Here is an 11,327-nt window from a genome sequence, read left to right as displayed (position 1 = left end):
CTCTGCCTCGATTCGTGGGCGCGTTTTTTATGTGATCGCGCGTTATTTATCGAGACTATTGCCCGAGCTATCAGATTCGTGCAAGCTCTTTCTAGATTTGGTGTCAGTCGCTGCGTCATGCACAAGAGTAGCTAGGGTTTGCGGCAGCCTTGTCTTCGGAACCCTTCGGATATACATTATAAGACGTATATCCACATGGGAGGTCACGATGCAGGTCGCAAAATGGGGTAACTCGCTGGCCGTCCGTTTGCCCGCGGAGCTCGTCCGAGAGCTTGGTCTCAAGGAGGGTGATCAGATCGACCTGGTCAAGGACGACGGTCGGGTCAGAGTCCGTCGCCTTGCTCGTGCGGATGAGGTACTTACCGGCCTGCGCCGCTTCCGGGGCAAGTTGTCCGCAGCAGAACGTCTGAGCCGCGACGACGCACATGAGCGCTGAGTTCGCGGACACGAATGTCGTTCTTTACCTGCTCGACGACGGCCCAAAGGCCGATCGCGCCGAGGTCATCCTGGGGCAGGGGCCCCGGATCAGCGTTCAGGTTCTAAACGAGTCACTGGTGAACTGCCGCCGCAAAGCTGGCCTCGGTTGGGAGGAAGCAGCGGCCTTTCTCGAAGGCGTGCGCGCCTTGTGTCCCGTCGAAGATCTCACCGTGCAGACCCATGACGTCGGCCGCGCTTTGGCGGAACGCTACGGCTTCTCGATCTACGACGCGATGATCGTGGCCAGCGCTTTGGTTGCGGGGTGTACCACGCTGTGGAGCGAGGACATGCAAGATGGCCTGCTGGTGGAAGGCCAGCTTCGCATCGTCAACCCCTTTGCATGAGCGGACGGCTTCTGTGCCTGAAACTGACCACAACCATGTAATCCTTCCCTGTAGTGGAGGATTTGCAAGGTTGTTAGGCTACTCAAGCAGCCCCAGCCTCTCCGCCCGCTCCAACAGCATCTTGACTGACGACGGCTGCCATCTCGTTCGGCCACGTGGTGTGCGTTCGCGCATAGATTCCAGCCGTTCACAGATCGCCTGGAGCGTAATGCCGGGATCCGCGCCCTTGATGGCGGCGACGATGGCGGGCAGGCGGTCGCCGGTTTCGCGGCGGCCGGCGCGGGCCAAAACTGTCTCGGGCAGGAAGCCGTCGCGGACATAGGCCTTCACAGCGCGCAAGAGACGGCTTTGGGTCCAGCGACGCGCCTCGGGCAAGGGGCCGTTGATGATGCGCACCACGTCTTCCCAGGCCAAGTCGGGGCGCAACCGGCGCACATGGGGCACCCAATCTTGTGCCGTTTCGTTCAGACGCTCCATGTAGCCGTCCTGTCGCGCTAGCCGCACCTTGCGAAGAGCGGCAGGGTCTTTGGCCCGCAGTCCAGGGTTTCCGCCCACGCGGCCCTTTGTGCGCGCACTGGCGAGGCCGGCCTTGGTGCGCTCCCGGATCAGGGCGCGCTCGAACTCGGCCGCAGCGCCCAAGACCTGCAGCGTGAACTTGCCCTGCGGGGATCCAGTGTCGATCGGGTCCTGGATCGAGCGAAAGAACGCACCCCTGGCCTCCAGCCGCTCGATCACTTCCAGCAGATGCGACAGAGACCGCGCAAGCCGGTCGATCCTCACGACGACCAGCGTATCGCCACTCTGGATGCGTTCGAGCACACGCCCAAGCACCGGCCGCGCGCGATTGCCGCCTGAGGCGTGCTCTTCATAGATTTCGGCGCAACCCGCAGATTTCAGGGCCTGCGACTGGGGCAGGGGGGTTTGATCCTCTGTCGATACGCGGGCATAGCCTATCAGGGGCATGAAAATCGGCCGTTTGCAATTTCATATACCGTTACTAAACGACCGTTTGTAAATGAATGCAAGGGCGCGCTCTGTGGCGCTGTTCATCAGAAAGCCCTTGGTTTCCATACGCAGAGCGCGATCAGGGAGGTCTCGCGGACCATCGCGCGCGCGTGCTATGTAAGGTGTACAAACGCACTCTGATAAAACCCTTGGGTAAAGCTCAAAATAGCTGTATTTTGCGCATATGAGGCCTGGAACCCCCGCATTGTATGATGAATCCGACGCGCTCGGCATTTATGCTGAGGAGGTCGAACAGGCGTCTGAGGACGACCTGTGGTTTCTGCCCGGTCCGATGGACGACGAGCCGGACTATTTGCCGCCGGGACCACGGGCCGAACCGCGTGAAACCGAGGTCCTCGACGAATGGCGGAAGGCAGAGGGCGGGCAGGCCGCGCGTCTTGCCCGTGTGGCCGGTCGCGTCGGCGCGCTGGACGACCGGTTGAAGCGCGGACCGGAAGGATGGCGGCATCGGCTTGCGCTGATGGAGGCCGCAGATTTGAGCTGGCACACCGGTGACCGCATCAGCCAAGACCGGCTGGCGCTCTGGATCTCGCTGCGCCTGTCCGGTGTCCAGGACGACACGGCGGCGCTGGCGCGAGTCGGATGGGCGATTCGGCGACTGACGGGTGGACCGGGACCGGAGCAGGACCTTTCCGCCTTCCTCGACCGTCGCGACCCCGAGAACATCAGTGATGAGACCGAGCCGTTCGTGGATCGCGCGAGCGGTTGGCTGGATCTGATGGGGCAGGCCACGGACCTGCACCCGATCACTCGCGCTTGCGCGGGCTTTCACCTCTGGCGCCTCGCGGGGCTCGGGCAGCACGACGACCGTATGGAAGCGGCTGTCGCAGCTGCGCGGATCGCGGCCAGCGATGGAAGAGGCGCAGTCTTCACGCCTCTGGCCATGGGCGGGGCAGGGGGACTACGAGCCGGTGGTTCACCGTTCGAACGTCTGGAACGCTGGCTATACGGGATGGAAGCCGCGTGCCTGACCGCGGTGCGGCACCTTGACGATATCGAGGCATGGTCGGCGCGGGCGGAAGCCGAAATGACATTGCTCTCGGGCAGGACGCCGCCGGCCTTGCGCGCAGTGCTGACCGAATGGCCGCTCGTCTCTGCGCCAATGGCCCAGGCCCTGACGAGTGCCAGTCGCGCCGCTGTTCAGCGCAACCTTGCATGGATGCAAGAGCGGGGTCTGATCCGCGAGGTGACAGGACAGGGGCGGTTCAGGATGTGGAAGGCGACAAACTGAAGGTTAGCGTGGGTCTCACCCGCTCACTCGACAGCAGCGATAACCGCGAGCACGCGGCAGGGCGCGCAGAAACTCACCAACACTTAATGCATTTGTTGCACTTATTTCATATATGGTGGTAGAGAACAGAAACCGGAGAGGAGACCACCATGAACATGCTGGCACACCGACATCTTCCGCCCACGCCGCAGGACGCAGCGATTGCGCGCGTCTCTGGCCAGGCATTGTCACGCTTCGCCCAGGCGCGCGCGCCGTTGAAACTTCGTGTGACGGACTCCGAGCAGATGGAGCCGATCGAGCTTCCTGCGGGCGCCGTATCGCTGCTCATGGAGATCCTCGAGGCGATGGCAGCGGGGCGGGGGGTCACCATCATCCCCGAGAACGCCGAACTCTCGACCGTACAGGCCGCTGAGGTTCTGAACGTCTCGCGTCCGTTCCTGATCAAGCTGCTCGAGGATGGTGCCATACCGCATCGGAAGGTCGGCAAGCATCGCCGCGTCCGCATGGAAGACGTGATGTCCTACAAGGCCGCGATCGATACCGAGCGTGAAGCTGCGCTCGATCAACTGGCCGCCGACGCTCAAGAGCAGGACATGGGCTACCGCTCGAAATGAGCCAGTACACGGTCCTGTTCGATGCGAACGTCCTTTATCCCGCGCCGATGCGCGATGCACTGATGCAGTTGGCGGTCACAGACCTTTTCAAGGCCAAGTGGACGGCCGATATCCATCGGGAGTGGATTGATGCGCTTCTGCGCAATGAACCTCATCGGGAGCGCGCCGCGCTGGAACGAACTCGCGACTTGATGGACAGGGCCACACGCGACTGTCTGGTCACCGGCTACGAGGCATTGGTGCCGGCCCTAACACTGCCGGACCCTGACGATCGGCACGTTCTGGCGGCGGCAATCGTTGGGCGCTGTGACGCGATCGTCACGCAGAACCTGAAGGACTTCCCACCAGCGGCACTTGCGCCCTTTGGCATCGAGACCCAACACCCTGACGACTTTTTCCGGAACCAACTGTCTCTCGCGCCCGGTCTGGTCTGTTCCGCGCTGCGGAAAGTTCGCGCGCGCCTCAAGAATCCGCTCAAAAGCGTCGACGAGTATCTCGCGATCCTGACACAGCAGGGGTTGGTCGCCACGGTTGCCGACCTGGAGCAATTCGCCGACCTGCTTTGATCCCAGAACTGCCCTGACTGAATACGTTCTGGCCAGAGTTGTGGCACCCGATCCATCATCACCGCGAGATTTCGCCCGCCAGGACTGCACGCCCGTGGACTGCAAGCGTAGCAGTGAACCTCGGGCAACCGAACTGCCGGATCACGGCGACAATGCGCGCATCGTACGCCGCTTGCCCTATGACGCGACACAGGTCTGACGCGTGAAACTGGCGGTTCGAGCTTGGCGCAGCCTTGATCTGTTCGTGCAGCTCGCGCTCTCGTGGCTCTTGAACCGGCTGTGGTGCGGGGAGAGCCGGTGGGCGCGTCGCTTCTCCAAGCGAGGTGCGCCACCGGCGCATGAAGCCGAGCAGGAAACCGGCCGGAACCTTGCTGTTCCCACGGGCCCGGTTGAAGGCAAGGAAGCGTTCCCAGATCACTTGCGTATCGACGTTCCAGCAGGGTAGGGCGCTCTTCGCGGCCTTGATCAGCTCGGCCCAGCATGTTCGGAACACGTTCGAGCAACCGTCAATGTTGATCTGTCCTGTGAATATAGTTTTGTTAGATTCTTCTCTAGATAGTGATGTGTCGTCTCCGTCTGACACGAGATCGTGGGTCTGTTCGCCGTCGTCAAAGGCCGCGAAGCGGAAGAGCCAGGGGGCGAACTTGCCGTTCGACTTCTCGCGCTCAAGCTTCAGTTCAGAAGTTTCAAGCTCACTCAGCAGAACGCTCAGGTACTGGCGCGAGACGCCCATCTTCGCTGCCAGAGAGGACAGGGTGAAGGCAGCCGTGCCGCGGGGCAGGCCGTTATACCCGTCCTTCCACGCAATTCCGTCGAGGATGAGCGTGGCCAGTTTGTGCGCCGAAACAGAGAGGTCTGTCTGCGTGATCCGCCTTAGGATCAGGCCAGTCGTTGGTTCCATGGTCGTATCTCCTGAGAGAGACGATGCCATGTCGAGAGCAAACAACATTCTTGCCAGCAAAAACACTTTGCTGGTTGCAGGGGTTCGGACACTGCGCTAGAAGAACCGTGTTCAGGGGTTTTTTTCTAGCGCGGCGTCAGGCTTCTCGGTCTGGCGTCGTTTCCCTTTTTTTGGGTGATGCACTGGGCGTTGTTGCAGAACTCAGTCGGTGAAGGATTCACATCGGGAATCCATGCGGTTAGACGATCTGCATGAGCAAGCCCAAGCCCGCCCGCTACCGCACGACGAACTGGTCCAGCTACAACGATGCGCTCAGGAAGCGCGGATCGCTGCTGATCTGGCTGGACAAGGAGATGACCTGGCACGCGCCGCATGAGGGACGCCCAGGGCGCCCGCCGGTCTTTTCGAATGCCGCGATCCAGTTTTGCCTGTCGCTCAAGGTTCTGTTCAAGCTACCGCTCAGGCAGACAGCCGGAATGGTCGCGAGCCTCCTGCGCCTGGCAGGGCTAGACTGGCCCGTTCCGGACTACTCGACGCTGTGCCGCAGACAGAAGACCCTCAAGGTGCAGATCCCCTATCGCCGTGCCGAAGGGCCGCTGAATCTTCTGGTGGACAGCACCGGCATCAAGTTTCTTGGCGACGGCGAATGGCAGGCCCGCAAGCATGGCGTTCAGGGCCGCCGCCAATGGCGCAAGGTGCATCTGGCGATGGATATCGCCACCTCGGATATCCGGGCCGTCGAGTTCACCCCTAGCCGGGAAGGCGACAGCCCAGTCCTGCCGGACCTGTTGGGCCAGATCCCCGAGGACGAGGACATCGGCACCGTGACCGCGGATGGTGCCTACGATACCCGCCGCTGCCACGGCGCCGTCATCGCACGCGGTGGCACGGCAATCATACCGACCCGAAGGAACGGTCGAGCTTGGAAAGAGGACTGCCCGGCTGCCAAGGCGCGCAACGAAACCCTGCGCGCCACGCGTCACTACGGTCGGGCATTCTGGAAGCGGTGGACCGGATACCACGCCCGTAGCCGAGTGGAGGCCAAGATGCGATGCCTGAAGGCCTTCGGTGAGCGCATCGCCGCGCGGGATCCAGATCGCCAAACCGCCGAAATCCACATCCGGGTCGCCCTTGTCAATCGCTTCAACGCGCTCGGCACCGCCCACGTCGTCCGCGTGGCATGAAACTGAATGGGAAAGGGGCACTCACAACTCAGGCCGACTTTCTGCAACAACGCCCATCGCGCCCCATGTTCAAGGTGGAGCGCTGGTGAATTGAGGGCAGAAACTGAAGACGACGGCCGCATCGCCCTCATTCAATCGGACATCTGGATCGGCTTTCCCCGAGCGGAGCAAGTGCTGGACCGGCTGCATGGTCTGATTGAGATGTCGCGGCAGACCCGCATGCCTGGCCTTCTGGTGCATGGGGCGTCCGGCATCGGCAAAACAATGATCGCCCGCAACCTGTCGCGACGCTATGCGCCGGAGTATGATCCGGAGTCGGGCGTCACCCACACCCCGTTACTTCTGTTGCAGGCGCCACCCGCTCCTGATGAGCGGCGGTTCTATATGCACATCCTCGCAGCCGTCGGAGCCCCGTCGTCGACGCTGAGCCTGAAGGCGCAGAGTGTTGCCTCGCTGGAAGTTCGGGTCGTGGGCCTTTTGCGCGACCTCGGGCTGCGGATGATCATGATCGACGAAGTCCACAACCTTCTTGCGGGCACGCATAGGGAACAGCGCCGGTTCCTCAATGTCTTGAGGTATCTCAGCAACGAGCTGGAGGCATCTTTGGTCTGCTACGGTGTCAGCGAAGCCGTCGATGCCATTCGCGGCGATGTCCAACTGGCCCGTCGGCTTGATGAACACCACCTGCCGAATTGGCGCGATGATGCCGAGTTTTCGGATATGATCCAGACATTGATCGCGGCCATGCCGCTGGAGAAGAAATCCAATCTGCAAGTGCGGTCGCTCAAGCAGATCCTCGCATTAACTGGCGGGGTGACGTCCCGCATCTTTGCCTTGGTCAAGGATCTGTCCATCGACGCGATCATCAGCGGTGACGAGTGCGTCACTGATGATGCCATCGCAAAATGGACACCGGTCTGGTCGCGCCATGCAAACGCTCAGCGACGGCTCGAGAAATCTGGGGCGTGACGTGTATCCCGCTGCCGATATCGGTGACGCCAGTGCCGGACGAGTTGCTTTCTGGTTGGTTATCGCGACTGGCCGCTTCCAATCATTGCGAGGTAGCAGACCTGCTCGCCCATATCGGGATCGACGCAAAATATGCTGCAGCCCTTGATTTTGATCTCGACATGCTGGCCGCGGATAGGATTTCCGTTGCGGCGCGCTTCGATCCAGCGTTCGTGTCGTCGATGACTTTCGCGGCGATGCCGGAAGCAGAGATGCGGTTGACCGCACAGGTGCCGTTCCAGGCTTGCACAAGCTGCGCTGATGGCGGCCTTGAGCTCAGGCACTGGCGTAGGGCCTGGGCGTTCGACTGCCAGATTTGTGGTGCCCGGCTTCTTCCAAAGGCCGACAGGCAAAATGGCGCAGCGGTCTCCGAAAAGCTGGTTGATCGTGCCCGCCGGGGGGCACGGATCCTGGAGCGTGTCGCGGTGTCGGGCAGCGCGCGTCAACTACGCCGAGCCATGCGGGCGGTCACCTTCGCGATGGGACTCAAAGCTTTATGTGGAGACCCTTTCTTCGCGCTTCAAAGCCCCCGCCCGAACATAAGGCTCTTCTGCCTTGCCGCCATTGCCTCCGCCCAATCACGTCCACTGGTAAAGGCTGCGTTGTGCAGCATGGACATCGACGTCTACGCACGAGTTGCCCTGCTTCGCGCCTACGATAAGGAGCCCCGACTGCTTGCAACCGTCGACCAGATTGCTCAGCGGATGCGACTACGCGTCGGCGGTTCAGCCACCTCATCTCAAATTTAAGGGCAAGAAAGGCCGGAAAACGCGCCGTGTCTCGGATTTAAGGGCAAGGCGACACCCACTTCCGAGAGAACCAGGAACGGTTGCCTGACCATGCTGCGGCTGCCATCCATGCGTTGATCTGCCAAGCGGAGGCGATTGCCGATCAGGCTGAGGCCCTGGAGAAACGGATCCTCGAGTGGCACCGGACGCACGAGACGAGCCGGCGACTGGCGACCATTCCCGGTATCGGACCGATCACCGCCAGCGCAATTGCTGCAAATGTTCCGGATCCGAGCCTGTTCCGCTCGGCACGACAGTTCGCGGCCTGGCTAGGCCTGACGCCACGGGCGAACTCAAGCAGTGGCAAGGATCGACAGACCGGGATCAGCAAGCAGGGTGATGGATATATCCGGCGACTGCTCGTTTCCGGCGCGACTGCGGTGCTTCGCTTTGCAAGGCAGGGCGATGCCGGCAAGGCTTGGATGCTTGGGCTTAAAGCACGCAAGCGACCGAAAGTCGTTGCGGTCGCGCTCGCCAACAAGACTGCCCGGATCGCTTGGGCGCTCCTGCGCCGCAACGAGATCTACGCGGCCCCTGTCTCCTGAGCGCGGAACCGCTGACGGAATGCGTGAAGCTGAGAAGAGATGACAAACCGGTCGAACCGGGGATCGGGACACCCCAGGGGGTCAAGGCGCAGAAAGCGCGCAATTTTGATTGGGACCCGATCCGCGGACTTCATCTGGGCCAGCGGCTAGACCGCACCACAAAGGCCGTAGACATGACTGCTTTCGGCATAGGCGCGTCAATTCCCAGCTTGCGCAGCAGGGGTCGTCCAGACATGGGAACACTTGCCCTCGCCAGAGATGCCCACTGCGCGTTGGCGACGGTCCACCAATGACTTGCGCCACCGGACCTGTGGGGGAACCGGCGCAGCGCCAGTTCCCCATCGGCTCATTCTGCCGGAACCCAGGGCCGGTTATAGGCTGCCACGCGCCAATCACCGTGTTCGATGAACCGGGGGGCGCTCCCGGTTTCCAGCGCCTCGGCTGCGGCGTTCAGCGCCTCGGGCGATGTCTCGGGCCAGGCGCCCGTTTCGATCCGTTCGACCAGGGTCTCGACGATGGCCGTGCTTTCGGCAGCCGTGAACTCGCAATGGCCCGTGCCCTGGACCAGCGACTGCCGATACAGATCGCCGGTACCCTGCTCCTGCACCAGCGCGCCGTAGCCTTCCATCAGCGTGTAGGGAATGGCCCAGTCGCCCAGCATGTGGATGCGGATCGCCGGAACCTGCAGATCGCCGGTCGTCGTGCGCCCGTCTGCGGCCCAGAAATCGCGCGCATAATCCGAGGCCGCGATGCGGGGGGCGGCGTCGATCCTGGCAATGTCGGCCTGAAGGTCCAAACCGGCCTGTTCGTAGAGCGCCTCAACCGTCCGCGCCATCGCGGGTGCGGCATTCTGGTAGAAGGCGGCATAGTCGACCCCCTCGTTCCCGGAAAGTTGCTGCCCCGATGCGGCGTTTTCGAACAGAAGCCGCGAGGACCCGCCAACATTACCGCCGATGCGCAGCGCCGAGGCCACGATCATGTCGGCCATGGCGCCGGCATCCGCGGTGTCGGGTAGTTCGGTCCCCTCGACCATCCACGGCGACCACTGTCCGATGGCGAAGGCAAGCGCCAGCCGCGCGCGGCCCTCCGGGCTTTCGCCCGCCGTTTCGATGGCGGCCATCCAGGACGCACGGATCGCGTCAAGGCTGCGCTCGCCACCCGCTCCGGCATTGGGCAGGCCGACGATGGCGAGATCGCTGGCCGGACCGTGCCCAGCGGCCTCATAGCTTTCGCCCAGCAGGGTCTGCATGGCGAACCAGCCATCCAGGAAACTGCTCATGATCCAGACCGGCGTATGGGCGGCAAGCACGGCGGCACCGTCGATCCTGTCCGGGTAATCCTCGGCCGAAGCGAGGCTGTCGAGCCCTCCGCCAGAACAGCCGTATTGCAGCACCATGTCAGGAGCGCGCTCCAGGTCCGTGAAAATGTCCTGAACAGCTTGTAGATTCAGGATTTCACGCTGCGGATCGTATTGCCACAGGCGCAGCGGGTGCCGGGCGAGCCCGGCGAAGGCATAGCCACGACCGAGCAGGTCGTCATACCGCTGGACCGCTGACGCGACCGAAACGTTGCTGGCGAAATCCAGATCCCTGAGTAGTCGACCATTCCAGTTCTCGGGCACGCGGATCAGCCATGCCGTCCCGTCCGGCAGGGTTCCCGCATGTTCGTTGAAGGCGGGCTGCTCCTGCGCCGACGCGAGCGGGGCGAAGCCCGCGGTCAGAGCGAGGCAAAGCACCACCATTCCGGTCCGCGAACGCGGGCCGGCCAAATTGGCTGTCCGTGACATGAATTTCCTCCAGTTTGATGCAGCGATGAAATCCGGCTCCTCTTCCGGGGAACCATCGCCGGGAAAAACATAGATAGCTAATTATTAGTGTCAAGGGCTCTGATGCACAAATCGGCTTAAGGCCGAGGTTCCCCTTTCCCCGGACGGACTTATCCCACAGCTTCCGTGACGGGTATTCCGAGCGCGGTGTAGCCGTTCAGGACGGCGATGCGGACCTGGAGTTCGGCGACCTGTCGATCGAAGTCCCGTGCCATGAGCCGCTGGCCCAGCAACTTGATACAATGCATCTTTGTCTCGACGCGGCTTCGGCGGTGGTATCCACTCCATCGTCGCCAGAGCGCGCGGCCCAGGTATTTCGCCGCGCGCAGGGCCTCATTTCGCGCCACGGCTCCGGCGGTGATCGTCTTCCAGGGCTTCGCGTTCTTGCGGGGCGGGATGACGGCATGGGCACCGCGATCTGCAATCGCATCGTGGCATTTGCGCGTGTCGTAGGCGCCATCAGCCGTAACGCTACCGATTTCCTGGTCCTGCGGGATTTGGTCGAGAAGGTGGGTAGGATGGGCGCATCACCGATGTGGCTCCCGGTGACTTCGACGGCCCGGATCTCCAACGTTTCTTCATCGATCCCAAGGTGGAGCTTGCGCCAGACGCGCCGTTTCGGGCCGCCATGCTTGCGTGCGTGCCACTCGCCTTCACCTTCGACCTTGATCCCGGTTGTCGCGTAGCCCTTAATTGTGAGATGAGAAATCCAACGAAATCAACGGCCTTGCTTTGCCCTTAAATATGATATTTTGCCTTTAAATCCGATATTTTTGCCCTTAAACCTGAGACAGGGTTCGCAGCTTCGTGTGGCAAAT

11 protein-coding genes and 2 pseudogenes are annotated in these 11,327 nt (G+C 62.1%); 9 read left to right on the top strand and 4 right to left on the bottom strand.

Annotated elements, in window-relative coordinates:
- The first annotated feature begins 208 nt into the window (after positions 1-208).
- On the top strand, positions 209-436 hold the full coding sequence (locus P73_RS25325) for an AbrB/MazE/SpoVT family DNA-binding domain-containing protein (RefSeq protein WP_009503866.1): 228 nt from the start codon (positions 209-211) through the stop codon (positions 434-436).
- Positions 426-821 carry a PIN domain-containing protein gene (locus P73_RS23460; protein ID WP_043872289.1) on the top strand — a complete coding sequence of 132 codons (396 nt, stop codon included), beginning with the start codon at positions 426-428 and terminating at the stop codon, positions 819-821. The genes P73_RS25325 and P73_RS23460 overlap by 11 nt, the downstream gene beginning before the upstream one ends.
- A 78-nt stretch (positions 822-899) precedes the next feature.
- On the opposite strand, the gene P73_RS23455 is transcribed toward P73_RS23460, so the two are convergent.
- Positions 900-1,784 carry a recombinase family protein gene (locus P73_RS23455; protein WP_043872288.1) on the bottom strand — a complete coding sequence of 295 codons (885 nt, stop codon included), beginning with the start codon at positions 1,782-1,784 and terminating at the stop codon, positions 900-902.
- 226 nt (positions 1,785-2,010) lie between these two features.
- On the opposite strand from P73_RS23455, the gene P73_RS23450 reads away from it, so the two are divergent.
- From P73_RS23450 to P73_RS23440, 3 genes are all read left to right on the top strand, one after another.
- Positions 2,011-3,078: a helix-turn-helix domain-containing protein gene (locus P73_RS23450; protein WP_007803223.1), complete on the top strand. Its 1,068-nt coding sequence runs from the start codon at positions 2,011-2,013 to the stop codon at positions 3,076-3,078.
- Between the two features lie 149 nt (positions 3,079-3,227).
- Positions 3,228-3,692, top strand: coding sequence for an excisionase family DNA-binding protein (locus P73_RS23445; protein ID WP_007803221.1), 465 nt, complete (start codon positions 3,228-3,230; stop codon positions 3,690-3,692).
- On the top strand, positions 3,689-4,258 hold the full coding sequence (locus P73_RS23440; protein ID WP_007803220.1) for a PIN domain-containing protein: 570 nt from the start codon (positions 3,689-3,691) through the stop codon (positions 4,256-4,258). The genes P73_RS23445 and P73_RS23440 overlap by 4 nt, the downstream gene beginning before the upstream one ends.
- Positions 4,259-4,316: 58 nt before the next feature.
- On the opposite strand, the gene P73_RS23435 is transcribed toward P73_RS23440, so the two are convergent.
- On the bottom strand, positions 4,317-5,159 hold the full coding sequence (locus P73_RS23435) for a hypothetical protein (protein ID WP_007803218.1): 843 nt from the start codon (positions 5,157-5,159) through the stop codon (positions 4,317-4,319).
- A 251-nt stretch (positions 5,160-5,410) separates the two neighbouring features.
- Between P73_RS23435 and P73_RS23430 the strand changes: the two genes are divergently transcribed.
- The 4 genes and pseudogenes from P73_RS23430 to P73_RS23415 all read left to right on the top strand — a co-directional run.
- Positions 5,411-6,343: an IS5-like element ISRhba5 family transposase gene (locus tag P73_RS23430; protein WP_007803217.1), complete on the top strand. Its 933-nt coding sequence runs from the start codon at positions 5,411-5,413 to the stop codon at positions 6,341-6,343.
- Between the two features lie 90 nt (positions 6,344-6,433).
- On the top strand, positions 6,434-7,312 hold the full coding sequence (locus P73_RS23425) for a TniB family NTP-binding protein (RefSeq protein ID WP_007803215.1): 879 nt from the start codon (positions 6,434-6,436) through the stop codon (positions 7,310-7,312).
- Positions 7,309-8,100 (top strand): TniQ family protein, encoded by a 792-nt coding sequence (locus P73_RS23420; RefSeq protein WP_007803213.1) that lies wholly within the window; start codon positions 7,309-7,311, stop codon positions 8,098-8,100. Before P73_RS23425 ends, P73_RS23420 begins: the two co-directional genes overlap by 4 nt.
- Positions 8,101-8,159: 59 nt before the next feature.
- Positions 8,160-8,684, top strand: a pseudogene (locus P73_RS23415) (IS110 family RNA-guided transposase); the annotation flags it as partial.
- 346 nt (positions 8,685-9,030) lie between these two features.
- Here the strand turns inward: P73_RS23415 and P73_RS23410 are convergent.
- Together P73_RS23410 and P73_RS25320 are read right to left on the bottom strand one after the other, a co-directional pair.
- On the bottom strand, positions 9,031-10,470 hold the full coding sequence (locus tag P73_RS23410) for a hypothetical protein (RefSeq protein WP_024099412.1): 1,440 nt from the start codon (positions 10,468-10,470) through the stop codon (positions 9,031-9,033).
- Between the two features lie 149 nt (positions 10,471-10,619).
- Positions 10,620-11,188: pseudogene (locus P73_RS25320) on the bottom strand (IS5 family transposase); the annotation flags it as partial.
- Positions 11,189-11,327: the final 139 nt, after the last annotated feature.

This window comes from Celeribacter indicus, assembly GCF_000819565.1.
Classification (GTDB): Bacteria; Pseudomonadota; Alphaproteobacteria; order Rhodobacterales; family Rhodobacteraceae; genus Celeribacter; species Celeribacter indicus.
The sequence above is the reverse complement of the archived record's forward strand: the minus strand, read 5'-3'. Positions and strand labels throughout refer to the sequence as shown.

Excerpts from the sequence above, each read along its gene's own strand:
- P73_RS25325 (WP_009503866.1), top strand. The coding sequence starts at position 209 with ATGCAGGTCGCAAAATGGGGTAACTCGCTGGCCGTCCGTTTGCCCGCG.
- P73_RS23460 (WP_043872289.1), top strand. The coding sequence starts at position 426 with ATGAGCGCTGAGTTCGCGGACACGAATGTCGTTCTTTACCTGCTCGAC.
- P73_RS23455 (WP_043872288.1), bottom strand. The coding sequence starts at position 1,784 with ATGCCCCTGATAGGCTATGCCCGCGTATCGACAGAGGATCAAACCCCC.
- P73_RS23450 (WP_007803223.1), top strand. The coding sequence starts at position 2,011 with ATGAGGCCTGGAACCCCCGCATTGTATGATGAATCCGACGCGCTCGGC.
- P73_RS23445 (WP_007803221.1), top strand. The coding sequence starts at position 3,228 with ATGAACATGCTGGCACACCGACATCTTCCGCCCACGCCGCAGGACGCA.
- P73_RS23440 (WP_007803220.1), top strand. The coding sequence starts at position 3,689 with ATGAGCCAGTACACGGTCCTGTTCGATGCGAACGTCCTTTATCCCGCG.
- P73_RS23435 (WP_007803218.1), bottom strand. The coding sequence starts at position 5,159 with ATGGAACCAACGACTGGCCTGATCCTAAGGCGGATCACGCAGACAGAC.
- P73_RS23430 (WP_007803217.1), top strand. The coding sequence starts at position 5,411 with ATGAGCAAGCCCAAGCCCGCCCGCTACCGCACGACGAACTGGTCCAGC.
- P73_RS23410 (WP_024099412.1), bottom strand. The coding sequence starts at position 10,470 with ATGTCACGGACAGCCAATTTGGCCGGCCCGCGTTCGCGGACCGGAATG.